This window comes from Bacillus sp. FSL R5-0603, assembly GCF_038050295.1.
GTDB classification, from domain to species: domain Bacteria; phylum Bacillota; class Bacilli; order Bacillales; family Bacillaceae; genus Bacillus; species Bacillus subtilis.
This window is the reverse complement of the sequence record NZ_JBBOYP010000001.1, coordinates 937454-963525: the sequence shown is the minus strand read 5'-3', so window position 1 is coordinate 963525 and position 26072 is coordinate 937454. Positions and strand designations below refer to the sequence as shown.

The 26072-nt window shown below is 44.6% G+C and carries 28 protein-coding genes; 16 read left to right on the top strand and 12 right to left on the bottom strand.

Features of this window, described 5'->3' with window-relative positions; genetic code table 11:
• The first annotated feature begins 128 nt into the window (after positions 1-128).
• From khtS to khtU, 3 genes are all read left to right on the top strand, one after another.
• A complete protein-coding gene (gene khtS, locus NYE56_RS04905) occupies positions 129-467 on the top strand; it encodes a K(+)/H(+) antiporter modulator KhtS (protein ID WP_010886463.1) in 339 nt (112 codons plus the stop codon).
• Between the two features lie 63 nt (positions 468-530).
• Entirely contained in the window at positions 531-1028 is a 498-nt protein-coding gene (gene khtT / locus NYE56_RS04900) for a K(+)/H(+) antiporter subunit KhtT (protein ID WP_003233269.1), read from the top strand.
• Positions 1029-1034: 6 nt separating this feature from the next.
• Positions 1035-2252 (top strand): K(+)/H(+) antiporter subunit KhtU, encoded by a 1218-nt coding sequence (gene khtU, locus NYE56_RS04895; RefSeq protein ID WP_063334972.1) that lies wholly within the window; start codon positions 1035-1037, stop codon positions 2250-2252.
• A 17-nt stretch (positions 2253-2269) separates the two neighbouring features.
• On the opposite strand, the gene NYE56_RS04890 is transcribed toward khtU, so the two are convergent.
• Both NYE56_RS04890 and NYE56_RS04885 read right to left on the bottom strand, forming a co-directional pair.
• The gene (locus NYE56_RS04890; protein WP_341283545.1) at positions 2270-3775 is read right to left on the bottom strand and encodes a coproporphyrinogen III oxidase; all 1506 of its coding nucleotides are present in this window, start codon (positions 3773-3775) and stop codon (positions 2270-2272) included.
• A gap of 111 nt (positions 3776-3886) precedes the next feature.
• Positions 3887-4753 carry a Cof-type HAD-IIB family hydrolase gene (locus NYE56_RS04885; protein ID WP_341283544.1) on the bottom strand — a complete coding sequence of 289 codons (867 nt, stop codon included), beginning with the start codon at positions 4751-4753 and terminating at the stop codon, positions 3887-3889.
• 485 nt (positions 4754-5238) lie between these two features.
• Here NYE56_RS04885 and NYE56_RS04880 point away from each other — a divergent pair, with 485 nt between their 5' ends.
• Complete coding sequence (locus tag NYE56_RS04880) at positions 5239-6312, top strand: DNA alkylation repair protein (protein WP_003233279.1); 1074 nt, start codon at positions 5239-5241, stop codon at positions 6310-6312.
• Positions 6313-6355: 43 nt separating this feature from the next.
• On the opposite strand, the gene NYE56_RS04875 is transcribed toward NYE56_RS04880, so the two are convergent.
• Both NYE56_RS04875 and NYE56_RS04870 read right to left on the bottom strand, forming a co-directional pair.
• Positions 6356-6709 carry a YlbF family regulator gene (locus NYE56_RS04875; protein WP_003224239.1) on the bottom strand — a complete coding sequence of 118 codons (354 nt, stop codon included), beginning with the start codon at positions 6707-6709 and terminating at the stop codon, positions 6356-6358.
• Positions 6710-6801: 92 nt separating this feature from the next.
• Complete coding sequence (locus NYE56_RS04870; RefSeq protein ID WP_341283543.1) at positions 6802-7935, bottom strand: DUF445 domain-containing protein; 1134 nt, start codon at positions 7933-7935, stop codon at positions 6802-6804.
• A 266-nt stretch (positions 7936-8201) separates the two neighbouring features.
• On the opposite strand from NYE56_RS04870, the gene spaC reads away from it, so the two are divergent.
• The 6 genes from spaC to NYE56_RS04840 all read left to right on the top strand — a co-directional run bounded on the left by spaC (position 8202) and on the right by NYE56_RS04840 (position 12314).
• Positions 8202-9293 (top strand): spore coat associated protein SpaC, encoded by a 1092-nt coding sequence (spaC, locus tag NYE56_RS04865; protein WP_341283542.1) that lies wholly within the window; start codon positions 8202-8204, stop codon positions 9291-9293.
• A complete protein-coding gene (yheD, locus tag NYE56_RS04860) occupies positions 9283-10644 on the top strand; it encodes a spore coat associated protein YheD (protein ID WP_341283541.1) in 1362 nt (453 codons plus the stop codon). Before spaC ends, yheD begins: the two co-directional genes overlap by 11 nt.
• A 149-nt stretch (positions 10645-10793) precedes the next feature.
• Positions 10794-11012, top strand: coding sequence for a YheE family protein (locus NYE56_RS04855; protein WP_010886462.1), 219 nt, complete (start codon positions 10794-10796; stop codon positions 11010-11012).
• 209 nt (positions 11013-11221) lie between these two features.
• Entirely contained in the window at positions 11222-11425 is a 204-nt protein-coding gene (gene sspB, locus NYE56_RS04850; protein WP_003233287.1) for a beta type acid-soluble spore protein SspB, read from the top strand.
• A 104-nt stretch (positions 11426-11529) separates the two neighbouring features.
• The gene (locus tag NYE56_RS04845) at positions 11530-11655 is read left to right on the top strand and encodes a hypothetical protein (protein WP_003245136.1); all 126 of its coding nucleotides are present in this window, start codon (positions 11530-11532) and stop codon (positions 11653-11655) included.
• A gap of 38 nt (positions 11656-11693) precedes the next feature.
• Complete coding sequence (locus tag NYE56_RS04840) at positions 11694-12314, top strand: SDR family oxidoreductase (protein WP_335449062.1); 621 nt, start codon at positions 11694-11696, stop codon at positions 12312-12314.
• Between the two features lie 49 nt (positions 12315-12363).
• On the opposite strand, the gene bmrD is transcribed toward NYE56_RS04840, so the two are convergent.
• The 3 genes from bmrD to NYE56_RS04825 all read right to left on the bottom strand — a co-directional run bounded on the left by bmrD (position 12364) and on the right by NYE56_RS04825 (position 16420).
• Entirely contained in the window at positions 12364-14385 is a 2022-nt protein-coding gene (gene bmrD / locus NYE56_RS04835) for a multidrug resistance ABC transporter ATP-binding protein/permease BmrD (protein ID WP_341283540.1), read from the bottom strand.
• Entirely contained in the window at positions 14382-16139 is a 1758-nt protein-coding gene (bmrC, locus tag NYE56_RS04830; protein WP_003245157.1) for a multidrug ABC transporter ATP-binding protein BmrC, read from the bottom strand. Before bmrC ends, bmrD begins: the two co-directional genes overlap by 4 nt.
• Before the next feature lie 119 nt (positions 16140-16258).
• Positions 16259-16420 (bottom strand): hypothetical protein, encoded by a 162-nt coding sequence (locus NYE56_RS04825; RefSeq protein WP_160244997.1) that lies wholly within the window; start codon positions 16418-16420, stop codon positions 16259-16261.
• A gap of 163 nt (positions 16421-16583) precedes the next feature.
• Here NYE56_RS04825 and NYE56_RS04820 point away from each other — a divergent pair, with 163 nt between their 5' ends.
• Together NYE56_RS04820 and nhaC are read left to right on the top strand one after the other, a co-directional pair.
• Positions 16584-17084: a universal stress protein gene (locus NYE56_RS04820; protein WP_133953577.1), complete on the top strand. Its 501-nt coding sequence runs from the start codon at positions 16584-16586 to the stop codon at positions 17082-17084.
• A 126-nt stretch (positions 17085-17210) separates the two neighbouring features.
• Positions 17211-18572 (top strand): Na+/H+ antiporter NhaC, encoded by a 1362-nt coding sequence (gene nhaC / locus NYE56_RS04815; RefSeq protein ID WP_133953578.1) that lies wholly within the window; start codon positions 17211-17213, stop codon positions 18570-18572.
• A gap of 42 nt (positions 18573-18614) precedes the next feature.
• Here nhaC and dat read toward each other — a convergent pair whose 3' ends face one another.
• Positions 18615-19463: a D-amino-acid transaminase gene (gene dat / locus NYE56_RS04810; protein WP_341283539.1), complete on the bottom strand. Its 849-nt coding sequence runs from the start codon at positions 19461-19463 to the stop codon at positions 18615-18617.
• A 284-nt stretch (positions 19464-19747) separates the two neighbouring features.
• Here dat and NYE56_RS04805 point away from each other — a divergent pair, with 284 nt between their 5' ends.
• Positions 19748-20596 carry a polysaccharide deacetylase family protein gene (locus NYE56_RS04805; protein ID WP_032725295.1) on the top strand — a complete coding sequence of 283 codons (849 nt, stop codon included), beginning with the start codon at positions 19748-19750 and terminating at the stop codon, positions 20594-20596.
• A 23-nt stretch (positions 20597-20619) separates the two neighbouring features.
• On the opposite strand, the gene srtN is transcribed toward NYE56_RS04805, so the two are convergent.
• The 3 genes from srtN to NYE56_RS04790 form a co-directional block, all read right to left on the bottom strand.
• Complete coding sequence (gene srtN / locus NYE56_RS04800; protein WP_014476294.1) at positions 20620-21363, bottom strand: sirtuin NAD-dependent deacetylase; 744 nt, start codon at positions 21361-21363, stop codon at positions 20620-20622.
• 69 nt (positions 21364-21432) lie between these two features.
• On the bottom strand, positions 21433-22548 hold the full coding sequence (mscY, locus tag NYE56_RS04795; protein ID WP_015252461.1) for a small-conductance mechanosensitive channel protein MscY: 1116 nt from the start codon (positions 22546-22548) through the stop codon (positions 21433-21435).
• 148 nt (positions 22549-22696) lie between these two features.
• Positions 22697-22804, bottom strand: coding sequence for a YhdX family protein (locus tag NYE56_RS04790; protein WP_009966908.1), 108 nt, complete (start codon positions 22802-22804; stop codon positions 22697-22699).
• A gap of 233 nt (positions 22805-23037) precedes the next feature.
• Here NYE56_RS04790 and NYE56_RS04785 point away from each other — a divergent pair, with 233 nt between their 5' ends.
• From NYE56_RS04785 to crcB, 3 genes are read left to right on the top strand one after another with little or no spacing between them, the layout of a single operon-like run.
• The gene (locus NYE56_RS04785) at positions 23038-23769 is read left to right on the top strand and encodes a glycerophosphodiester phosphodiesterase (RefSeq protein WP_088325504.1); all 732 of its coding nucleotides are present in this window, start codon (positions 23038-23040) and stop codon (positions 23767-23769) included.
• On the top strand, positions 23756-24151 hold the full coding sequence (locus NYE56_RS04780) for a fluoride efflux transporter FluC (protein WP_268554919.1): 396 nt from the start codon (positions 23756-23758) through the stop codon (positions 24149-24151). The genes NYE56_RS04785 and NYE56_RS04780 overlap by 14 nt, the downstream gene beginning before the upstream one ends.
• Positions 24148-24504: a fluoride efflux transporter CrcB gene (gene crcB / locus NYE56_RS04775; protein WP_268554920.1), complete on the top strand. Its 357-nt coding sequence runs from the start codon at positions 24148-24150 to the stop codon at positions 24502-24504. The genes NYE56_RS04780 and crcB overlap by 4 nt, the downstream gene beginning before the upstream one ends.
• A 13-nt stretch (positions 24505-24517) precedes the next feature.
• Here the strand turns inward: crcB and NYE56_RS04770 are convergent, their stop codons facing one another.
• Entirely contained in the window at positions 24518-25903 is a 1386-nt protein-coding gene (locus tag NYE56_RS04770) for a hemolysin family protein (RefSeq protein ID WP_029726332.1), read from the bottom strand.
• Positions 25904-26072: the final 169 nt, after the last annotated feature.

Below are 26072 nucleotides of genomic sequence, written 5' to 3'. Positions count from 1 at the left end.
TCTCCTATACATTCCCCGCCATCCTCAAATAAACCTTTTTATTTTTCAAGGTCAATAGATACTGAAAAATGCATATTGTTTGAATGGAAACATAAAGTTTTATATAGTGAAAAAGAAGGGATATCTTGATGAGAAGGGAGGAAAGGAACATGGATAAATTGCTGATCAGTTTTCTGTTAAGTTTATTTATGGTGTACTTTCCCCCTTCGGACGTGGTTCTGCCTTCCCAGTTTGAAGCAAGCACTGACAGCTATGTGCCTATGTCCTCATATCCGCAGGAAACACAATCGGCAAAAACGCCGTCGCCGGGCAGCATGCACCCGGCTGAGCTGATCAAAGAGTACAGCCCGCTGGCGCAGTCTGTCAGGCAGCTCTCTGTCAAACCACTTGACGAACCGCTGATAAACAGGCTGGAAAAGGCTTTGGCCGTCCCTGTCAAATACCAGTCTAATTACCTCCGAATATAATTTGCTCAAGTTTTATTTGTAACTCACCCCATACTGCCAACACTACATTCGGAGGGATTTTCATTGAATATTAAAGAAAACGATCTGCCGGGCATCGGCAAAAAGTTTGAAATCGAAACAAGAAGCCACGAAAAAATGACGATAATCATTCATGATGACGGAAGAAGGGAAATTTACCGGTTTAATGACCGGGATCCGGATGAGCTTCTTTCAAATATTTCATTGGATGATTCTGAAGCAAGGCAAATTGCAGCTATTCTCGGGGGCATGGTCTATAAACCGCAAGCTCTGGAGTCCATCGAAATGGCCTTCAGCGATCTGATTATTGAATGGTTTAAGGTCGAAAAAGGCGCCAAATCGATCGGGCGCACACTCGGAGAGCTTGATGTTCGCCAGAATTACGATGTCACTGTGATTGCCATTATCAAACACAACCAGGAAAAGCTCCTAAATCCCGGAGCCGATTCGATTATTGAAGAAAATGACACCCTTGTCCTCTCAGGTGAGAGAAAGCATCTGAAGAAACTGATTCACGATTTTCTTTCTGGAGAGGGCGTGTGAGCCCCGATGGACCATCTTGTATTTGAAGTCGGAACTGCACTTGTGCTTGTGGCAATCGCCAGTGTGATCGCCAATAAAATTAAATTTTCGATTATTCCGTTTCTGATTGTGCTGGGAATGCTTGTTGGACCGCACGCGCCGAAAATAGGGATTATTGATCTAACATTTATTCAAAGCAGTGAAATCATCGAGTTTTTCGGGCGAATGGGCGTACTGTTCCTCCTCTTCTATCTCGGACTCGAATTCTCTGTCGGGAAGTTAATCAAATCAGGAAAATCAATCGCGGTCGGCGGGACGATTTATATTTTGATTAACTTCAGCCTCGGACTGCTTTACGGGTTTATCACCGGATTTTCCTTTCTGGAAGTCCTCATCCTCGCAGGCGTCATCACAATCTCGTCAAGTGCGATTGTCGCAAAAGTGCTCGTTGATTTAAAAAGAACCGCCAATCCGGAAACCGAATTGATTCTCGGCATCATCATGTTTGAAGATATTTTCCTTGCCGTATATCTGTCCGTTGTTTCCGGCCTTGTACTAGGTGATGCGACATCCGTAGGGAGTGCGCTCTTGTCCATTTTGATCGCCTTCGGTTATATGCTGCTGTTTTTTATCGCAGCAAGAAAACTCCCGCCGCTGTTGAACAAACTGTTGGACATTCGCTCAAACGAAGTGTTTATTATCGTCATTTTCGCAGCGCTCTTTTTTATCGCCGGGTTTTCCGAGACGATTCATGTAGCAGAAGCAATCGGCGCGCTGCTGCTCGGTTTGGTCTTTTCAGAAACAGAGCATTCCGATAGGATTGAACACCTCGTCGTTCCGTTTCGCGACTTCTTCGGTGCGATGTTCTTTTTCAGCTTCGGCCTCAGCATCGATCCGTTTTCGCTCGGTGAAGCGGTTTGGCTTGCGTTGGGTGCAGTGATTTTGACCATTCTGGGAAATTTTATCGCTGGAATGGTGGCAGGACGACGCGCAGGGCTTTCTCATAAGGCTTCATCGAATATCGGGCTGACGATCGTATCGCGGGGAGAATTTTCGATTATCGTTGCGAATCTCGGAATAGCCGGCGGACTGTCAGCCACATTAAAGCCGTTTGCCGCATTATATGTCCTCATTCTGGCGATTTTAGGACCGCTTGTCACAAAGGAATCAAAACGAATTTACCGCTTGCTGAACAAGGTATTTAAATGGAAGCCTGAGGTTCAGCCCGCAAAAAAACAGGGATAAAAAAAGCAGCACTGTAATCAGTGCTGCTTTGTCGTTTTTTCAAAAATCTGCTCTAAATATTTGATTTTTTCGTCCGTGTAGTGCTCGAAGCGCTCATTGTACGATTTCGGATCTTTCGGATTCGCAAAATGCGTGATTTTCCCTGTATCCCGATCAATAAATTTACTAGCAGCGCCGCAGCCGATGCCGATAATCGTCTGGACCTCTTCCATAATCATAATGTTGTAGATGCTTTCTTGTCCCGGCAAAGAGTATCCGACGTTTTCAAGGTTTCCAAGAATGTTTTTCTGGCGGTATAAATAATAAGGCACGTACCCATGCTCTTTCGTCCAGGCTACCGCGTCTTCCATCATTTGAGAAACCTCTTCCCTGCCGGCAACTTTGTACTTATGCTTGTTTCTCGTCATTTCTGACGCCCGTTTAAATGAAAGAGTATGAACGGTAAGGGATTCCGGCATCAGTTTTTCTGTTTCTGAAAGACTGTGCCTAAACTCCTTCACGCCTTCCCCAGGCAAACCAATAATCAAGTCCATGTTGATATTATTCATGGCGTGCTGGCGTGACAGATGATATTTCTCAATGGTCTCTTCAACCGTATGGTGCCGCCCGATCGCCTTTAGCGTTTCGTTTTCATAGGATTGCGGATTGATGCTGATCCGATCAATGTCATATTTGTTTAAAACGGCGAGTTTTTCTTCTGTAATCGTATCAGGACGACCGGCCTCCACCGTAATCTCACGAATGTTTTTCACATCCGGGAAGGAGCGGACCATTTCTTCATACAGCAGATCCATCTCCTCCGCTGTAATGCTTGTCGGCGTCCCGCCGCCAAAGTAAATGGTTGTAACCTTAACATCATGCTCCTTCAGCCATTCACCGATCTTCTGCATTTCGTAATGCAGTCCCCATAGGAATGAGCCGACTCTGCCCGCCTGTCCTTGGATGGCATACGCAGGGAATGTGCAATACGCGCATTTTGTCGGGCAGAACGGAATGCCGATATAAATGCTGACTTCATCCTTTACTCGGTACAAATCCGGAACTGCCGCCAGCTGACGGTCAACAATTTCCTGCATTAGCATGATTTTTTCATCATGAATTAAATAGTCTTTTTTCAACTCAGCATGCGCTTGCTCCTTGGACATTCCGCTTTGCAGTTTTTTATGAAGCAGCTTTGTGGGCCGGATTCCTGTGAGGATTCCCCACTTCTGCGTAATGCCCGTATGCGCCTGAAGAAGATTGAGATACACATAAGAAATTGTGTTTTTCACTTGCTTAAAAGCTTCTTTTTCAGTCATGCCGGGAGAAAAGAATTTTGTATGCTGTTCCTTTATGCCAGTTCCCTTCACTTCTCCCGAAACCGTCACATGCTCATCCGTTTGTGACAACGCTAAAGAAATGACAAAATCTGCGGGCTCCTCTCCGCCATACGCAAGCTCGCACTCTTCATAAAACAAATTTGCAATATTTTGAAGAGGCCGATGCAGGCGGTCATCATGTATGCCTTCTATTTTAATTTGCAACTTCATCACCTAATTTATCAGATTCAAAACTTTCTTTAGTGTACAGAAATAAACTGCTAAAATCAATCCGGCAAAAAAGCCGCCGCACCTGTCAGGGCGCGAGCGGCTTTTTTACACACGTTTCATGTGGAACTTATCAAGAAATCCTTTTCGCTGCTGCATTCGGAAATATTCCTTCATCATATAAGCGACACCTTGCTCGTCATTGGACCTTGTAACCCAATCTGCCTTTCTCTTAATTTCCGGAACGGCATTCCCCATCGCTACCCCAAGACCGGCAAGTTCGATCATCGGCAGATCGTCATACTGATGCCCAATGGCCACGACATCATCCATACTCAGGCCCAGCTCTGAAGCGACGAGGGCCAAACCCGCTTCCTTCGAGACACCTTTCGGGACGATATTCAGCTTCTCATCGCTTACGCGAATCACGTCCACCGCAGGGAAGGCTTTTGTAATCGTTTCTGTAATGTCATGCTGAATGTCGTGCTCCGTGTACACCTCGATGACGGGTGCACTCACCGGCTCATCCATGAGGAGATCGCTTAATGATTCAACGAACTGGACTGGATAAAAGATCGGGTCAGACGGATGAATGAGTGCTTTCCCCAATAAATTCGAATTCACCTTTTTCTTGTTTCCGATGGAATACTTTTCGTGAAGAAGCCGAATATTACATTGATAGCTCTCCAGCACTTGAACAATGTTAAAGGTATGATCATCAGAAATTCTTTTTTCAAAAAACGGGGCGTCAATTTTCTCAGCGATATATGCCCCGCTATGGGTGATCAGCTTGGCATCAAGCTTTAGCGATTTCGCTATTTTCTGTGCTGAGCGAAAATGACGGTTGGTCACGAGTGTGACGTAAATCCCTTTTTTCTTTACATATTCAATCGCGTCTTTCGTTGCCTGATGAATCTTCCCGTTCGACCGAAGCAGCGCTCCATCTATATTTAAGGCAAGCAATTGTTTTGACACAGAGATGTCCCCCTCCTTGATGACTGTACTTGTGTATAGGATATGACCCTGTCTCTGTGTTTAGAACAACCTTTTCTTAAAGCAAAAAAAGCCTGGCTCAGCAGACTTTATGTATGGCTTGTTGATAGGATACGATCGAAGCAGCCATTCTCCCTAATATCGTTATTTCGATTTACGAAAAATCATGTATCAGGAACCCCTTGTTTGACCAATGATGCGCTCCGAACACTTACTCTCTGTTGCTTATCCCCTCTATATAACGGCATGATATGCGACCGTATCCATTTGAAATAGGTAAGTGTAGGCGCTTTCAATGTTATTATCTCAGTTTTCCTTTCCGATGACAAGGGTTTTTTTAACTAAAAAAAGTAACCAACTTTTGTATATCCGTGGTAGGATCAGTTGTTAATTTTTAGGACTATACACTTGATCCAGAACGTACATTCCCATACAATATAAATAATAAACGAAAAAGCGGTGTTTATATGGCTGATTTAAAAGAAATATATAATGAAGAACTGATATCTCAGTTGATCCATCATGTAAGGTCATCCTATCCTGATTTTAACAAAAACAGATTCTTGGGTACATTACGGCTGGAGGACTGGCCTGAACTCACTTTAAAAGAGCGGATGCGCCGCGTGACAGTTTCTTTATACGAAACTTTGCCAAAACAATACGTTGAAGCGCTCACAATTTTACGGGATACAGCCCCTCATTTTAAAGGACTCAGCGGAATTTTATTTCCAGATTATGTGGAACAGTACGGGTTAGCGCATTGGGAAGAATCAATAAAGGCATTGGAATACTTTACGCAATATTCGACCTCAGAATTTGCTGTAAGGCCTTTTTTGCTGTTAGATCAAGAAAAGATGATTGCACAATTGCTTGCATGGTCTGAGCATAAAAATGAACACGTGAGAAGACTTGCGAGCGAAGGCAGCAGGCCCCGCCTGCCATGGGGAAAATCGATACCGGCTTTGAAATCGGACCCTTCCCCCGTATTGCCGATCCTTGAGAAGCTGATGCAGGACGAGTCCTTATATGTAAGGAAAAGCGTGGCCAACAACCTTAATGATATATCAAAAACGCATCCTCATTTACTGAGAAAAGTCGCAGATCAATGGTACGGAACACATCCCCATACAGACTGGATTATCAAACACGCCTATCGGACCTTATTAAAAAAGGGTGATAAACAGGCCTTAGCGCTTTTTGGTTATGAAAATGCTGATTCGATACAACTACATGATTTAACATGCCAGCCCAAACGTATAGTTATTGGCGAAAGCCTTGAATTTTCTTTCTATATTCATTCAGACAGGGATCAAAAAGTAAGAATTGAGTACGCAATTGATTTTGTAAAAGCAAGAGGCCAGCGTCATCAGAAAGTATTTAAAATAACAGAAACAAATATACGAAAAAACGAAACGAAGTCATACACAAGAATCCAATCCTTTAAGGATTTAACCACCAGAAAGCATTACAAAGGAATTCATACATTATCAGTCATCATCAATGGAGAGGTAAAAGATTCATTGGATTTCCAAGTTTGCTGAATGAATAAAAAATCCCTTCTTATCCAAGAAGGGATTTTGCTTATTAGCCTTCAACACTGCCGTAAAGCTCTTCTAAAGGCTTCATAATGATTTTGTTCAATTCACCAATCAGCATGCTCATGCGCTGCTCCGCTTCCATCAGCTGAGAAATTTTTTCGTGCTGCTGTACAAGCGCAACTGTTTTTTGAGCCTGCGTCACTTCTTCTTGTGTAATCTCTTCTCCTGCCATTTGTTTTTGCTGGAGTCTAAGCTGTACATCACGGAAGTTTTCGAACATGCGCTTCGCTGATTCATCTGCGTTAACTTCGTCGTAAAGGTTTTTTAAACGGGTGAACTCTTCGCTCCCGCGTAATGCATTTTCCAGATCATACGCTACATCATAAAAATTAACAGCCATTGTAAATAGCTCCTTTCATCATTGCCGTTTGACATACCACTCCACTATAACAGACTATGGAGCTCCTTTCATTAATCAAAACCCATTTCTTCTTAAAAAAGGATGACAAACAGTGCTTGAATCGCGCCTATCATTCCGCCGAGAAGGCCCCCCAAATAGGTAATCATTTTAAATTCTTTTTTTGAAATGGACAGCACCATTTCTTCAAGACGCTCCACCGGGAACTGATCCACCTGCTCCTTCACGATTTCCTCAAGACGCAACCGTTTTAAGACACTTTCAAGATTGGACGAAATCCCTTCAAGCAATTTGTCTAACAGTGCCGGCAGCATTTGCTGGGTCAGCTCAGATTCATAGCGGACGGTAAGCGTGCCAATCGTATTGTTGAAGAAAGGGGCAGTCGAAAATGCTTGCAGCACTCTTCGTTTCAAACTGAAAATGAGCGCCTTTGCATTCCATTTTTCGTCTGCTTCATTAAACGTATACTCCCTCAGCTTGCCCCATTCGTTTTTTAAGAGATCAGAAAGCAATTTATTTGTTTCCTCATTCCGCAAGAATTTCAGCAGCTCCGGCAGCACGCGATCCGCAAGGCTTGAATTGCCAAGAAACATTTGCACCATGCTTCCAAGCATGCCGCGCTCTTTTAAAAAGTCATCAATCATATTGCCAAGACGGATTTTTCCTTCATCACTTTCAAAATAACGGACACTCCGTGACAATATATATCCTGAAATCATCGGAATTTTTTCCTCAAGCTTTTCCTGCACCTCTATAGGCACCAGCTCTTTTAACGATTGGTCCCCGTATTGGCGGAAAAGCTTATTCAGCTTATCATCGGTCCAGCTGCTGATCCATGCATCAGCAGCTTTTTCGGGGCGCTTCATCCCGGCTTTTTCAAGCGCTTCTTTTACTGTCACTTCAGAAAGTGACAGCCTTTGAATCAGCTGTTCCCCCATTCGAAGAGCCTGCGTTTTGGCTGCATCAGAGACGAGCCGCTTTTTAATGCCTTCAGGGGTTAAGAGATGATTGACTACCATCAGTCCCATTTGTTTTGCAAGTTCATCTCGCCGTCTTGGAATCAGCCCGGGCGTAAAAGGAACTCGTTTCCCAAACAAATAGTACGCTTTATACGGCCTAAACAGCATTTGAATTGCTAAATGATTGGTCACCGCTCCAATGGCAGCGCCGATCACGATCATAAAAATAAAGGTTCCTGCAATACCCATTCCTATTCATCTTCCTCCATCTGTGCTTCAGCTTTTTTCATATAGATTATGTACCTATACGTATTATAGAGGCTCATGCAATCACTTAGCAAACGAGGAGACAAATTCCTGTTCTTAGAAAATCAGCTTGTTCTTTTGGAATAGGGCAAGGTGGAGAATCGTATTCTGTAAAGTAGAATACCGTCAGCTGCGTTCGTCTTACATGTATTTAGTGTAAAGCTGCGGACACCCGCCGGCAGCTTTTGAATAAAAGGGGGAGTCTCACCATGATAACACTCGGTTTTATGTCCTTATCCCGCCAGCATGAAGCGGATTATTCCGCAGAACTGGCCAAAAGAGCACCCGAATTCGGCATACGTTTCATCCGGTTTACACCATTTGATATTTCACCTGACACTTTGCGTGTCAAAGCATCGGTCTATCATTCGGCCAGCAGCACATGGAACGAAACTGAAATGGCGATTCCAGATTATATTTATGATCGCTGTTTTTACGGCAAGGATTCACATTCCCAAAAAGCAAAACCAATCGTTGAGTGGCTCAAAAAATATCCGAAAACGGAATTTATCGGGCGGGGTCTTCCCGATAAGTGGACCGTCCTTCACGATTTGCAGCAGCACTCTGTAATCAATCCCTATATTCCCGAAACGATAAAGGTGAGCCGCTACGAACAAATTCACTCCTTTTTATCCAAAGAAAAAGCCTGCATCCTTAAACCGGCATTCGGCGCGGGAGGCAGAGGCGTGATTCTTTTGAAGCTGGGCAAGAAAAACATCACAGCTACTTATCACATTGGAAAGGATAAGCAGACAAAAACGTTTTCCAACCAGACTTCTTTTAAGACATGGTGCAAAAAAGTGCTTCAGCATCAATATTTGCTTCAGCCTTACTTAAACATTCAAGATAAGGAACAATACCCTTGTGATATTCGTCTGTTTATGGAAAAAAACGAAGCAGGTGAATGGAATACAGTCGGAAAGGCAGTAAGACGCGGATACAAACACGGACTGCTGGCCAATTTGTCAGGCGGATCTGATGCGCTGACATTTGACTCCTGGTTTGAAGATATACCGAAAAAACAGCAAGTGGTTTTACTAGATGATGTGTTTTCGATTACCCAATCGGTTCCGTATTATCTTGACGAGCGCTACGGGCCGTTGTTTGAACTCGGTCTTGATATATGTCTTGCAAAGGACGGGAGAATTTGGATTTTAGATATCAATTCCAAACCGGGCAGGAAGTCAATTCTGCGTGTCTCTCCCGAGCAAAAAGAACAGCTGTACACTTGTCCCCTAAAGCGCTGCCAATTTCTGTTTTCTGAGCAAAGCCAGAAAGGAGTTCTTCCGCGTGAATCCTAAACGGTTTTTGATCGGCATAGACAAAACCAGTGAAAACACCCTGTTTCTGCCCTCTTCGCTGAAGCAAGACGGACTTTTGCATGCCGCATTCGGAACGAAGGTTGTCAGATGCCACGTTGCTTACAGACGGCATCTGGAACAAACCGTGCTTCTCTCTGAAAATCTGTTTCATGAGCTTTTGCTTCCCCACCGAAGCAGGGCTGATATACTGATTCATGATCATACAGTGCATATCGGGCCGTTAGTCGGCATCTTTACGGCAGGGTTTACTGTATCTCTTGAACGTCCATTTAAGGATCGTTCCCTCTTTTTTTCTAAGCTTGTCACGTTACACGAGCAAGCCGGAGGCTACTGCTTCGTTTTTGGCGCGCACCAAATCAACTGGGAGGAAGGCACGATTGAAGGCCTCCTTTACAGGGAAAATGGCTGGGAGAAAAAAATCGTTCCATTGCCGAACGTCGTTTATGACCGTTTGCCGAACCGAAAAATTGAAGATTCACTTCTCTTGCAACATACAAAAAAGAGGCTGATCGATGAATATCAGATCCCATGGTTTAATAAAACGTTTTTCAATAAATGGAACGTTCATCAATTGCTCGAAAAAGATCCGAGAACGGCACCCTTTTTGCCTAGATCCGAGCTGACACCGTCTGTGGAGCTGATAGATGAGCTCTGTGGCGCATACAAAAAAGTCTATATCAAACCGGCAAATGGAGCACTCGGCACCGGCATTTATCAGCTGAAAAGAACAGATGGCGGCCTGACGGTAAAGCATACGAATGACGCCAAAACATTTACTTCGATTGATTATTCCGATGCCGCCTCATTCCTTGCAGAATTTCAAAAACAGCACAACACGTCCGACTTTCTCATTCAGCAAGGTGTTGATCTCATCGAATTTCAAGGCAAACCAGCGGATTTCCGTGTCCATACCAATAAAAACAGAAAAGGAAAATGGACAGTGACAGCAATCGCCGTAAAAATTTCCGGAAAGAACAGCATTACAACACACCTTTCTAACGGCGGCACTGTAAAGACACTTGCGGAAGTATACGATGATCCCGCTGAAAGAGTTGAGGTCATAAAAAAGCTTTCTGCAGCGGCACTGACGGCAAGCCATGTCCTTCATGATCATATCGAGGGGTTTATCGGGGAGATCGGTTTCGATTTTGGCATTGATCAGAACGGTAAAGTATGGATGTTTGAAGCGAATTCGCGCCCAGGCCGAAGCATTTTTTCTCATCCAAATTTGCATAATGTTGATTCTCTTACAAAACGAAGAAGCTTTGAATACGCGTCATATTTATCTGAGAAGGCAATCACATCTCCTGAAGCATTGTGGCCTTCGTAACCTGTCCGCTTTTTTAATAAAGCGGGCTTATCTTTATCCAAAGCTGGGACAATCTGCATATTAAGGCCTCTTCAATGATGTTCTGAAACAATGATACAATGAACATAAGCCGTTTTTATTTAGGTCAATTGATACCAAATGTAAGGAGCGTGGCCGTAATGATTTCTCATTTCAGCTGGAAACCTTTGTTCCCAAAAGAAAAGCTGCCCGGATGGAAAATTTCATTTTATTATAAAGGGACCCATTATGAAGGCATCTATCATAAGAGCGGTGAGATTGAATGGGGAGACTTGTTTCCCGCCCGCGCTGACGAGCCTGCTCTTACAAACGAGATACATGAACTGATGCTTTTTCATATTTATGACTAGCTTAGCCTAAACGGCTAAGCTTTTTTTCTTTCTCAAGATTTACCACACAATTCTCCGCATGAGTTTCCGGCCATTTTAACATAATACGTAGTAACAAGCCGGCAAAGCATTGGGTTACGCCGAGGCGGCAGTGACACCCGATAAGGGTTCACAGATCTGGTGCAACTCCAGTTAACCCAACCATACTAAATAAAAAGGAGATTTTACACATGGCTAACCAAAACTCTTCAAATGACTTACTAGTTCCTGGCGCAGCTCAGGCTATCGATCAAATGAAACTTGAAATCGCTTCTGAATTCGGCGTTAACCTTGGAGCGGACACAACTTCTCGCGCTAACGGTTCTGTCGGAGGAGAAATCACAAAACGTTTAGTATCTTTCGCTCAGCAGCAAATGGGCGGCAGAGTTCAATAACAATTCAATAAATGGCTATAGAGGGCGCGGTTTCCGCGCTCTCTTTATTTTGTCACCCTTTTTTCCTGCTCCACATATCCTAGAAAAAAAGGGAGGGAATCGGGGTGTCATTCATCACCATTGTGAATTGGGAGCTGGTTCAGTTCGTAAGTGTATCCATGATTCATGAATATGTTTCCCATCGTTCTGTTTATTTGTACAGGTATTCTTTCCCGCGCTGTTCAAACTGAGAACATCCTTTTATAATGAAAGGCGAGGAGGTTTTTTGATGAAAATCGCTTTACTAGGAGCCAGCGGCCGCGTCGGACAAGCCTTTTTAACACAAGCTGCAGCAGATGAAAGATTTGATATTTTCGCTCTGATCAGATCTCAACATGCTGATCTTCCCCTTTCAAAAGACAGAACTGTCATGGGGAACGCCCGCCGCTTAGAAGATGTGAAAAAAATAATGGAGAATGCTGAAATCGTGATCAGCTGTCTAGGCACAGATGGTGATGATACCTTGTCAACTGCTATGGCACACATTCTCTCCGCTTTGGAGGAACAGCATATCAAACGGCTTATTACGATCGGCACCGCAGGGATCCTAGATTCCCGATATGAACCGGGAAAATACCGGTTTGAAACAAATGAATCGAAACGAAAGCAGACCCGCGCAGCTAAGGAGCATGCAAAAGTATACGAAATGCTTAAAGAATCATCATTAGACTGGACAATCATCTGCCCCACTTACCTCCCGGACGGAACAGCAACCGGCGTTTATCGTACGGAGCGTAACGTTTTGCCTGAGGGCGGCACAAGCATTTCGGTCGGCGATACTGCGGACTTTTTATATCGTGAGCTTGTTACAGGTAAGTATGTCGGATACCGTGTCGGTCTGGCTTATTGACTACATAAACCAAAAGCCCAAAACACGATTGTTTTGGGTTTTTTGAGCGTTATGCAATGGAATGTTTCTGTCCCTTTTGCAGTTCATACATTTGATAATATTGGCCTTCTAATGCCATCAGTTCCTCGTGGTTCCCTCTCTCAACAATTTCTCCTTTATCAAGAACCAAAATCTGATCAGCATTTCTGATTGTTGAAAGCCGGTGAGCGATGACGAAGGTGGTGCGTCCTTGTTTGACGACATCAAGCGCCTTCTGGATCACGGCCTCTGTCTCTGTATCAATATGCGCCGTTGCCTCATCTAAAATCAAGATCGCGGGATCAAACGCCAAAGCTCTAGCGAAAGAAATTAACTGCCGCTCTCCAGAGGATAGCGTGCTGCCTTTTTCAATCACGGGTTCATTAATGCCCTTCGGAAGCTTCTTTAGAAGAGGCTCAGCACCGACTTGCCGCAGTGCATTTTTTATCTCTTCTTCAGTCATTCTTTCGTCATTCAGACTTACGTTAGATCCGATTGTACCCGAGAATAAGTACGGGTCCTGAAGCACAATGCCCATATGGGATCTGAGTTCCTGTCTTGACATGTTGTAAATGCTTCTCCCATCAATCAGAATATCCCCTTTTTGCGCATCATAAAAACGAAACAGAAGATTCAAAATCGAGCTTTTTCCTGATCCGGTATGGCCGACGAGCGCTACGGTTTCGCCTTTTTGCGCAGTAAAGGAAATATGCTTTAATACCTCTTCACCTTCTTGATAGGCAAATGACACATCACGAAATTCAACCCGTCCCAGCGCGCGCTCCTTCGCCGGTTCACCCGCTTCTTCCGTATTCTTTTCTTCAAGCAGTTCAAAAACACGCCCGGCGGAGACCCTTGCAAGCTCCAGCTTTGAAAACTGATTGACGATGCCTGTGATCGGCTGAAATAACCGGTTCAAATAATCGACAAACGCGTACAGCACACCGATAGAAACAATCCCGGCCGCATTCAGGCTCGCACCGCCAAAATGCCAGATCAGACAGACGAACGCAAGATTGCGGATGACATTGACCAGATTATGGGACATTAAGGAGTTTAAATTCAGCATCCTGTTTTGGAAATAAAAATGTGATTCATTTAATTCCTCAAATTCTCTCATTGTTTCCTTTTGATGGCGGAAAGCCTGAATAATGGTCATGCCTTGAATTGACTCATTCATTTTTGCGTTAATGTCACTGTTGATCGAGCGGATTTTTTGGTTGTAATATGACGCATATCTCCGGTATATGACAGACCACAGCCAGATAATCGGCACAATTGCCAGACATACAAACGCAAGCTTCACATCAAGCAGAAACAAAGCCGTGAATATCCCGAACATATAGATTCCGCTTGTCACAAATGTTGAAAGCACTGTGACATATAAATCCCTGATAGCCTCCGTATCATTGGTAATCCGCGCAACAACTTTTCCGGCCGGAAGGTTGTCAAAATAGCGAATCGGCATTTTCTGTATGTGCGAAAACACGTCCTGCCTCATCTTTTGAATAATCCGATTGGCGCTCATCTGCAGCAGATAATGCTGTCCGTATTGAAAGAATACCGAAAACACAAGCAAGCCCCCATACAGGCAGATCAGAAACACCATTCCCTTTATTTCCGGCTGATAGAACTGGAAAAGTTCCTGCTTAGTCAGCTTTTCGGCAGCATATGCCCGGCTCTTGTCTCCGTTTGTGATCGTCAGCTTCCCGTCAGAAACCGTTCTATTCCCGTCGAAGCTGACAGCCTGATCAACAAAATAGAACGCCATTCCCACTTGATAAATATGCGCTTCTTTTGCTTTTGAAACAGGCTCATGCAATCGGTCCTCTCTGACATATGAGACGCCGTGAAACTGAACGGCATTTTTATCTTTTTCCGCAGCTTCATACCATGTTCTCTCAATGCCGAGGATATGGTCGTCTATCATTTTCTTGCCGATAAACGGCCCGGTCAGTTCTGCACCGACGGCGACAGCTAGCAATAGGACGGCCGTGATCAGCAATTTTCGATAAAGGAGTGCGTATCTCCATAACGTTTTTCCTATTTTCATGCCCCTGCTCCCCCTTCTTCGGCCGTGAACAGCTGCTGTCTTTCATATTGTTCCCGGTACCACCCATTATTGGCCAGCAGTTCTTGATGCGTGCCTCTCTCAGCAATGACGCCGCCGTCCATCACAAGGATCAGGTCAGCGTGCTCTACCGCGGATAATCGGTGTGTCAAAATAAATGTCGTTTTTCCTTTGCGGTTTTCTCTGATGTTCTTGATAATTGCAGCCTCTGTTTTGGCATCTACAGCGGAAAGTGAATCATCCAGAATCAAGATTTCCGGATTCGCCATGAGTGCTCTCGCAATCGAAATTCTTTGTTTCTGCCCGCCTGACAGTGCCACGCCTTTTTCACCGACCATTGTCTCCAGACCGGACGGAAGCATGTGCAAATCTTTTTCAAAATGTGCTTCGGCAATGGCTTGCTGAACCTCTTTATCAGTTGCATCCTGTTTTCCGTATAAAATATTTTCTTTTACAGTCCGTGAAAACAGTAAATGATCCTGAGGCACATATCCGATCCATCCGCGGAGACGGTCAAGAGGGATTTGCTGAATCGGTACACCTGAAAATGTAATGCTCCCTTCACCTGGAGGATACTGGCGCAAAAGCTGCTTAATAATTGTCGTTTTTCCGCTCCCGGTTTTACCGGCAATCCCGACAGTCTGCCCTTTTCGTACCGTAAATGAAATATCCTGAAGATTGTCACTTGTTGAGCTTGGATATGTAAAGCTGACATGACTGAAAACGATATCTCCAGGCTCTTTAAGATCAGCGGGCTGTTTTGGATCTGTCACATCCGTTTCATAAGAAAGAGTTTCATTTACCCGGTCTAATGACGCATTGCCGCGCTGCATCACGTTAATGAGTTCACCGATTGCAAACATCGGCCAAATCATCATGCCGAGATAAACGTTAAAGGACACTAACTCTCCAAGCGTCAGCTCGTTCCGGAATACAAGAAACGCTCCGTAGCCGAGCCCAATCAGATAGCTTGCGCCGACAAGCAGTTTCACCGTCGGCTCAAACAGTGAATCAATAAAAGCCACTTTCATATTTTTCTGATAAACATCAGCGGTCATTTCATTAAACCGGCGAACATCGTTTGTTTCCTGAACATACGCGCGAATCACCCGCACGCCTGAAACAGATTCCAGCACTCTGTCATTCAGCGCCCCGAACGCATTTTGGGCCTCAGTAAACCGCTCATGAATTTTACTTCCATATAGACTGATTGCAATCGCCATGACTGGAAGCGGGATAATGGCGGCAAAGGTCAGCTTCCAGCTGATCAAAAACCCCATCGTCAAAAAGATTGTCATCATAAACATCGTAGAATCGACTAACGTCAAGATGCCAAACCCTGTCGTTAAACTGACGGCCTGAAGATCATTTGTCCCTCGTGCCATTAAATCGCCTGTCCGGTTTTTTTCATAAAACGGCGGCGACATAGTCAGCAAATGCCCCATCAGCTTCGTACGAAGAATTTTCTCCATCAGATTCGCTCCGCCAAACAGCTGATGCATCCAAAAATAAGACATAATATACACGGCCGCCGTCAGCACAAAAAAGATACCGATATAAAACAGCAGCCCTTCCGCAGTAAACGCCCCTGCTTTCATATCATCTATGGCGTTCCCCAAGAGCTTAGGCGGAAACATTTCAATGACATTGACTGCTAATAAAAGGACAATCGCAATCGTATAGCGCAGCCAGTACGCCTTAAAAAACCAGCCAAGCTTTTTCAAAACTGAAAACATCTATCCCCATCTCCTCATCAGCCGCCTTCTATTTTTTCCTTGCAGCTTTTTTCATCCAGTTTGGCACGAACAGCCCTCGCCTCTATATTTGTCTTCACATCCCATACACCTGTCTTTCCTTAGATTTTGTATATAAAAAGGCATGAAGCGTTTAGCTCCATGCCTTTTTTAACCGATATGTTACGCACAGCGCTTTTCAGCGCGCGGTCCGACCTAAAAAACCGTTCACGAAAACAGAACAAAAGGTTTGCCGCGCCAATATGAAACTGTTTGATAAACACGCAAATTCCTTGGCATAGCAAACCCTCCTTCCATTCTGATTTCATCTTTTTATCATCATATAAACAAAACCTTTTATTGTCAATCATTACTTGAATAGGAAAAGGTTAATTGTGCTCAAATTCGGGTAGTAGTGTTGTAAGACGCTTTGAAAGGGTGAGAAGGATGTTCCATGCTGACCGTATCATCGTTGCGTTTGACGGAAGTGAAAATAGTAAGAAAGCGCTTCAGACAGCCATTGATCTTGCTAAAACCGTAAATGCCGCTATTACCGTCGCCCATTCACATGATATGAAAGACAACCAGACCGTCATCGACCCGCCCAGACCCGCAGCTGAGGCAAGCTATATCAGCGGAGGCATGACAAGTGTTCCTGATCCGCTGATATCGGATGTAACATCACCTGAGCCAATGATCTATGAAGACCGTACGGAAGAAGTCATCGCCGAAGCCAGAATGATGCTGAATGAACAGCAGGCAGATGGAGATATCGATATATTAGAAGGCGATCCGGCTGAATCAATTATCGAGCATGCAAACCGCATTTCTGCCGATATGATCGTAACCGGAAGCAGAGACCGAAACAGGCTGAAAAAGCTAATATTCGGAAGTGTAAGTGAAAAGCTTTCAGCGAAATCGGATATACCCGTCCTGATTGTAAAGTGAGCACGCCCTGTGCTCACTTCTTTTATATTCATAATTGTGAAAAAACATAGATTTTCGTTTTTTTCTGTTATAATGCTTTCGTGCCCAAAAGCACAAAAGCATTAAAGATAAATATGGGGTGTTATTTTGGATTCTCAAAAAAAGCTGACGTTTCCGTTAGCCGTCGGTTTATTTATATTCATGTTATGCATTATTATTTCTTGCTTATTCTTGCTTCATGTAGAACCTCATATCCCGCTGTTTTTAAGTGTTGTCATGCTTTCAGCAGCAGCTTTATGGTTTGGATTTTCCTGGAAGAGTATTGAAAAAGGGATTGTAGACGGGATCAAAAACGGCGTACAGCCGATTATTGTTCTAGCGCTGATCGGCATCTTAATCGGCGCCTGGATGTACAGCGGCGCAATACCGACTGTGACAGTTTATGCCCTATCCTTTATTGAACCAAGCCACCTTCTGTTGACTGCTTTGTTTTCATGTATGATCATCAGCACACTTGTTGGCTCAAGCCTGACAACTGTAAGCACAATCGGGGTAGCGCTGATTGGCGTAGCGAGCGCGGCTGGCGTTCCGCTTGAATGGACAGCAGGCGCAGTCATATGCGGCGCTTGTTTTGGGGATAAAATGTCGCCGATGTCGGACACAACCAACTTTGCAGCTGGAATAGGCGAAATACCGATCTTTGAACACATTCGCCATATGATGGGCACAACCATTCCAGCTTTGCTCATCACTGTCGTTCTGTTTTACTTTCTCGGTTCATCAGTGTCAGCGGACGCTGCTTCAACCGATAATATTCAGCAGGTCATAACCGGAATAAAAGATGCTGCAAACGTGACACCGTGGGCCCTTCTTTCTCCGCTCTTAGTCGTTTTGCTGGCAATGAAACGGGTATCAGTAATCCCCGTTCTGACTGCCGGAATTATTTCCTCGGGAATTTTGACTGCTATTTTTGTACCCGACAGCAGCCTGCAGGCGTTTATGACAGCTTTGCAAAATGGCACAACTTTCGAAACTGACAATGAGGCAGCCGCTAAAATTATCAACAGAGGCGGACTGCAATCCATGATGGGCTCTGTCTCTCTCATTATGATTGCTTTTGCACTCGGCGGATTGATGGAGAAAATCGGATTGATTTCTGCACTATTGGAAGGCGTCATGAAAGGCATCCGCTCAAAAGGTCGTCTTGTTGCAGCAACTGTCTGCTCAAGCATCGGCGTCAACTTGGCAACCGGCGAACAGTATTTATCGATATTAATACCGGGACAATCATTTAAATCTTTATATGACAAACGAAACATCCAGCGAAAATTTCTGACAAGATCATTAGAGGACGGCGGAACATTAATTAACCCATTGATTCCTTGGGGCGTCAGCGGCGCATTTATGGCGAGCGCACTTGGTGTTCCAGTCATAGACTACATCCCGTTTACGTTCTTCCTCTATATATCGCCAATGATCTCCATTTTGATTGGATTTGTTAAAAAATAAAAAGAGCTCCGCTGTATAAAGCGGGCTCTTTTCTTCGTTCATTTATGAAATGCTAGCAGCCTGTTGAATGCTTTCTTGAAAAGCAGCCTGAAGCTGTTTGGTCACCGGTCCGGGTTTCCCGCTTCCGACCGATTGTCCATCGAGCGTCACGACCGGAATAATTTCTGCCGTCGTTGACGAAATAAAGATCTCTTCCGCCTGTTTCAACTCTTCTTCACTGACAGGAGTCTCATCCAGTTTGATCCCATTCTTCTCAATCAGTCCAAAAATATTCATCCGTGTAATTCCATTGAGAATGAGCCGGTTAGCCGGATGTGTTCGCACCGTGCCGTTGATAACGGCATAAACGTTAGAGGATGTACCCTCCGTAACAACGCCGTCCCTAAGTAAAATGGCTTCAAATGCTCCCGCTTCATAGGCCTTTTGCTTCATCATGACATTATACAGTAAATTCAGACTTTTGATATCACATCTTAGCCAGCGAAGATCCTCATCTGTAATGGCCGCCACTCCGTATGCCTGCTCTTGCTCCGGTTTTTTCACCGTAAACGTATAAGCAGTAGTCTGCGGCTCGAGGCCGGCTTCATACTGGTGTTTTCGCGGGGCCACACCTCTTGTTGTCTGAATGTATACCGCTCCCTCACTGACCGCATTTTCCTGTACAAGCTTTTGCAGGTCCCACTCGAGATCTTCTATACTGAATGGCAGTGAAATTCCAATTTCAGCAGCACTTCTGAAAAAACGCTCTGCATGCTCACGTAAGCCGAACAATACTCCTTTGTACACCCTGATCACTTCATAGATGCCGTCACCAAACTGATAACCGCGATCTTCCAAATCGATTGATGCTTCACTGCGCCCAATCAGCCGGCCATTGACTAAAACCTTCATAAAAGCCCTCCCTTTTCGAGATGTCCCTGATGTCATTCAAGCTGTCATTATCACTAATTCTACCATATTGGACAAGCTGAAAAACAGAAAGATCAAGAGATCTATAGCGGAAAGGAGTTTATTTTTTCCTTAAAATCTGACATTTCGACAAATTTTCTATGTGCTTTCCAGTTTTATTCCTGTATACTTGACTGGTAATACATAGGTTGTAAACATAAGGCATCTTCATAAGCTGCCTGCTGTACAGCATTATGTAGAGATTTTATGCCAATGGAGAGATTGTTATGCGACAAACGAGAGGAGAGGCTTCTCCTTCTGCAGTTTCGCTTGCTTTTAAATTTGCAAGTTTAGCAGTTTTATGTGTGCTGCTTTTGCTTATGGTTATTTTGGGTTATTCCAACAGTTCAACGAAAGCAAAGGAAGTCACTGTCACAACTAACGGACAGCTTCGAGATGAGAAGGAAAGCCTTAAGCTGAAAAACGACTCCCCCGATCTGCTGATAAAACATCTGCAGACAAAGCAGGACATGGGAGATAAAACGGTTTACTTAACCTTCGATGACGGCCCGTCAGCCTTTACAAACCGCTTGCTCGATGTACTGAAAAGCGCTGATGTAAAAGCGACGTTTTTTATGCTGTCACCGCGGATGAACGAATTCAAACAAGCTGTGAAAAGAGCAGAAAAGGAAGGCCACGCACTCGGTTTACATGGCGTTACCCACAATAACAGATTGTTCTATCAAACACCGACATCTCCGCTAAAAGAAATGCAGGAGGCGCGTGACACGCTGCAGGACATTACAGGATATAAAACCGCTCTTGTCAGAACGCCCTACGGAAGCAAGCCGTCACTAACCCCCTCACAAATCCGCAATCTTGAGAAAGACGGTTTTGTGTACTGGGATTGGACGATTGACAGCATGGACTGGAAATACCGAAATTCAAAGTATGTGACGGCCGTGTTAGAGCAGCTTGAAAATATGGAACACAGCTCTTCAGGCCGCCCGAATGTGATTCTCATGCATGATCTTCCCGCTACCGTAAACGCGCTGCCGGTACTAATCAATAAATTAAAAGAAAAAGGCTATTCCTTCGGAGTGTTAGAGGACACAATGGTTCCTGTTCATGAATAAAAAAGTGAGGCGCATAAGGCGGCTCACTTTTTTATGCCCAAACTTCGGGCAAACTCGCCGATTTTTTGATGGATGACCATGTCAAACAAGCTGTCGCAATACGTTGGTTCAAGGTTTATGATGACTTTCTTCATGCCGGGAATCAGACTTGCATCCTCAGGCACAAATCTAGCCGGAGCCACTTCGAGAGACGTGCCGATAACCAATAAAAGATCTGCTTGATCCAGCTTTTCATAAAGGGTGTCAAAGTGCATGACGGCGTCGCCAAAGAGAACAACATCGGTTTTTAAAACCGTTCCGCAAATGTCCCCATTGTTTCCGGCCGCCGTGCACTCCGGCACCTCCCGCTCCAGCAAATGGGGAAGATCATATCGGGCGCCGCATGCCGGACAAGCTGCTGTCTGGATAGAACCATGCAGTTCGTATACATGCCTGCTCCCCGCTTTTTTATGAAGACCGTCAATGTTTTGCGTAAAAATATCGACCTGCTTCCCTTGCTTCTCCAGCTCAGCTAAAAGCAAGTGTCCTTCATTCGGTTCAAAGCTGCCGCTCATTTTCATCTGGAACAATTCTTTGAATTTGGGCCAAAACAGACGCGGATGACTTAAAAAATAATCAAGGCTCATCGCTTCCATTCTTGAGGCATCTTCCGTCCAAATGCCCCCTGCTGAACGAAAGTCGGGAATCCCTGATTCTGTGCTCATTCCCGCTCCTGTCAGCACAACAATTCGCTGTGCTTCATGTAGAATACTTTTGAATGCTTCCAACTCAACACCGCCTTTTTCTCTTATTTTACCATGAAAAAGACTCCGCCTCTGTCAGACGAAGTCTCTCTTTTAAGCCCGTTCCTTTTCCTCTTTATTTAGATTCACCTGGAATGGGTCGCTTTCGTGCTTTTGCTTGACAACAACCATTTGGCCGGGATATGCAAACTGGACACCTTCTGCACCTAAAATCTCAATAATTTTATAGTTGATATCCTCTCTAATATTAAGGTTTTCAGCCCAAACTGTCGTTTTTGTATAGAAGTTAAAAAATAAATTGTAGTAGCTGTCGGCAAACGTATCGAAGTTGACCATGATTGTTTCATTATCAACGCCCTCATGCTCTAAGAGCATTGTTCTGAGAGAATGAATGGAGCGTTCAAGGTTCTCAATCGGCGTAGCGTAGGACACATGGATGGAAAACGTAATCTGGCGTTTGGTCATTCTTGTCCAGTTCGTGATCGCTTCCATCGACAGCGTAGAGTTCGGCACCGTTACAAGCGCCCCCTGTGCTGTTCTGAATCTCGTGCTCCTAAAGGTAATATCCTCGACTGATCCTGTTACTGTCGACGTCTCCACCCAGTCACCAATTGTAAACGGCTTTTCAGTAATAATAATAATACCGCCGAAGAAGTTGCTGATGGTATCCTTCGCGGCAAGCGCAAAAGCCAGTCCGCCAAGACCTAGGCCCGCTACAAATCCGTTGACATCATAATTGAATTCCTGAGCGATCACACTGACACTGAGCGCAATGATCACAAAACGGAGCAATTTGGATAAAAACGGGGCCAGAATGTCATCCATGTCAAGCTCGAAGCGCTGATTCACCTTATGGAAGATAAACGACGATGTTGCGGTCAAATTACAAAGACCCCAGCACAAGAGCGCCACAATCAGTGAGCGGTATATTTTGCTGATGACCGGCATTTGCTCATCTAAAAACGGTGAATACCGGATCGCTAAAAACAGCCCAAGGGCAACAAAAAACCATCTGGCCGGCTTATCAAACGCCAGAACCACCTGTTTAAAAATTTCTGTTTTCGGCCGGTTTGTCAAATTAAAAAGCAGGTTAAAGAAATATCTTGTGAATAATTTTCTAAGTATAAGAAACACCAGCAAAATCGCCAAGCTGATGCCGATTTGTATGATGTTATCAAGCGTAAAATACTGCTGCAGATAATCCGGCATGACTGTCTCCCCTCTATCCCAATCAATTGTTTATTATACTAAAATATTCGTAAAGATGTTCATTTAAATGTCTTTTGCAGCACAAAACCCCGGCGAAACGCCGGGGTCATTTCTCAATTCATCTATCAGCCAGATTCAATAGGGACAGTCACTTACCTTTTTTCGTTTGTGTCTGATCAAGGAGAGTTGCTTTTTGCATTTCAGCATCCGTTTCGGCTTTAATTCTTTCCTCCACTCTGATTCTCCCTTTTCCCATGATCTCGCCTCCTTTTTTGCTATTATAAAGGATCATATTTTGTTGTGAACATGTCGAAAGACCTAATTTTCTGACGAAATGTGTTCTGATACGCTGAGTGTCTTTTTTTAGTTATACGCATTCCTCAGCCCGGACCATTCCGATATGGCAGAAAAAATTCACCAGTTTGTATCGCGGTGCATATATGGATTTGATACAATAACAGAAATGCCCATACGAGGAGCTGACTTAGCTTGTACATCATTGCCCATCGCGGAGCATCCGGCTACGCTCCGGAAAATACGATTGCCGCATTTGACCTTGCGGTGAAAATGAATGCAGATATGATCGAACTGGATGTCCAGCTTACAAAAGACAGGCAGATTGTTGTGATACACGATGACAGGGTTGACCGAACAACAAACGGATCGGGCTTTGTTAAGGATTTTACCTTGGAGGAATTGCAAAAACTCGATGCAGGAAGCTGGTACGGTCCCGCTTTTCAAGGAGAGCGTATTCCGACCCTGGAAGCGGTGCTCAAGCGCTACCACAAAAAAATCGGCCTTTTAATTGAACTAAAAGGCCATCCGTCTCAAGTCGGAATTGAAGAAGAGGTGGGACAGCTATTAGGGCAATTTTCTTTTTCTATCAATAATATTGTTCAATCCTTTCAGTTCCGCTCCGTCCAAAGGTTCCGCGAGCTTTATCCATCGATTCCGACAGCCATCATTACAAGGCCCAACTTTGGTATGCTGTCCAGAAATCAGATGAAGGCCTTCCGCTCTTTTGCAAACTATGTCAATATAAAATACACACGGCTCAACCGTCTGATGATCGGCTCCGTCCATAAAAATGGCTTAAACATATTTGCATGGACTGTCAACAATCAAAAGACAGCGGCAAAATTACAAGCCATGGGCGTGGACGGCATCGTTACAGATTACCCGGATTTCATCATAAAGGATGGCAAACATGAAAATATATAGCGCGGTTTTTATCGGAGGCGCGCTTGGCGCCTGCCTCCGATACGGATTAAACTTATGGATACACACCGGTCAGTTCCCGGCGGCAACCTGGCTGGAAAATGCGGCAGGCAGCCTTCTATTAGGCATTTTGACCGGATTTTTTATGACCGGGGCAAAACGGCCTCTGCTGTCGGCTTTTTTAGGCACCGGCTTTTGCGGAGGCTTCACAACAATGTCCACGTTTTCTAAGGAAACAGTGATGCTTTTGCAAGGACAACCCTCATTGGCTCTTTTATATGTGGCAGCCTCATTGATATCAGGGATCATATTTGCACTGATTGGTGTTTTTGCGGGACGGCGCATAGCAGGCATTCAGCAAAGAAAGGGGCTGCAGGAAAGATGACACTAGCGGGTATTTTCATAGGGGGCGGACTTGGTGCAATGCTTCGCTTCTGGCTTGGCAATGTCATAACCGCCAAAACCAAAGGTCTCAGCCTGCCCATTGGCATACTGACAGTCAATATTCTCGGAGCTCTCGGGCTCGGAATATTTACAGGACTTCACGTTGCAAATGCTTCGCTCTCGCTTATCATCGGCACAGGGTTTTTTGGCGCCTTTACGACCTTTTCCACTTTCAGCGTTGAAAGTATTCAACTCCTTATGGCCAAACGTGTAATAGAAAGCATCTTGTACATCGCCCTGACACTTTGCGGGTCGCTTTTGGCATTTTGGTGCGGCTGGACAATCACAATATAAAAAAACCTTGAGCTTATTTCTCGCTCAAGGTTGCACTGTTCAGCATCACAGGCTCAGGCAGCGGCAGCTTGTGGTGCGCCGTAATCCCGGTTGTGTTGCCGGCTTCTTCTTTTATATCGATTTGCTTGATTAATCGGCCGTCCATCTTCAGCACCTTTATCGTATATGAACCGATGCGAATGGATTCACCAGCCTCAATATCGATGTTTTCTTTTAATATCAGCCCGCCGATCGTATCGACGTCTTCTTGAATCGATGCGCCAAGAAGGCTGTTCACCTGATCGATCCGAACCTTTCCATCCATCACATAATGGCCGTCGCCAAGCTTTTGGATCAGCGGCTGTTCATCTTCATCAAATTCATCTCTGATCTCTCCGACAATTTCCTCAAGAATATCCTCTGTCGTCACAAGTCCCGAGGTTCCTCCGTATTCATCCGACAATATAGCCATATGAATGCGCTCGCGCTGCATTTTAATCAGCAAGTCATGAACCGGGATCGTTTCAATCACTTCGATGACCGGCCTCACATACGGATGGATCGTCATCTTCATTCGTTCTTCTTCTGTCATAAACAGCAAATCAGAAAACAAATGCTTCGTATTGACCAAACCGATCACACTGTCTTTGTCTCCATCTGTGACTGGCCAGCGCGTGTATTTTTCCTTCAGCATGACTTCAAGCATCTCGGCCATCGTCATCTCAGTTGACACAGCAGCCATTTCCTTCCGCGGTATCATAATTTCTTTGGCGATCCGATTATCAAATTCAAAAATCTTATTCACATATTTATATTCAGACGGATTAATCTCTCCGTTTTTTAAACTCTCAGATAACAGCATCCTGAGTTCTTCCTCAGAATGGGAACCATCATGTTCTGACGCAGGCTTCAAACCGAACATCCCGCATAAAAGCCGCGCCGATCCATTGAGGATCCAAATAAACGGAAACAGGAGCAAATAGAATAAACGCAAAGGGCCCGCTATCAGTAAAGTCAGCTGTTCTGCCTTTTGAATCGCGACCGTTTTCGGGGCCAGTTCACCTACAACAACGTGCAGGAACGTGATCAAGCCGTACGCGACTGCAAAAGAGACTGCATGTGAAACCGAGTCCGGCAAGCCGAGCGGTTCAAACAATGGATGCAGCAGCCGTTCAAAGGCCGGTTCACCCAGTACGCCAAGTCCAATTGATGTCAATGTAATGCCCAGCTGGGATGCGGATAAATATTCATCCAAATCTGTAATGACACGCCTTGCGAGTATCGCCCGTTTGTTTCCTTCTGTGATAAGCTGATCTATTCTGGATCTCCTTACTCTAACAATCGCAAACTCGCTTGCAACGAAAAACGCGGTTAAAGCAATGAGCACGCCAATTAAAATCAGACTGTCAATATCGTCCATTTAACCCTATCCTCTCAACAAAGGATAAGGAGTCACCTCCTGATATAATCATTTTTCCTTAACATTGAGGTACGCGGTGTATTGTTGCCTAAGCAGAGGGCCCCATCATACCACCTCCAAAAGTCAAAGTTTGATTATAAATTGTATATTTTATTGTAACACAACTCAT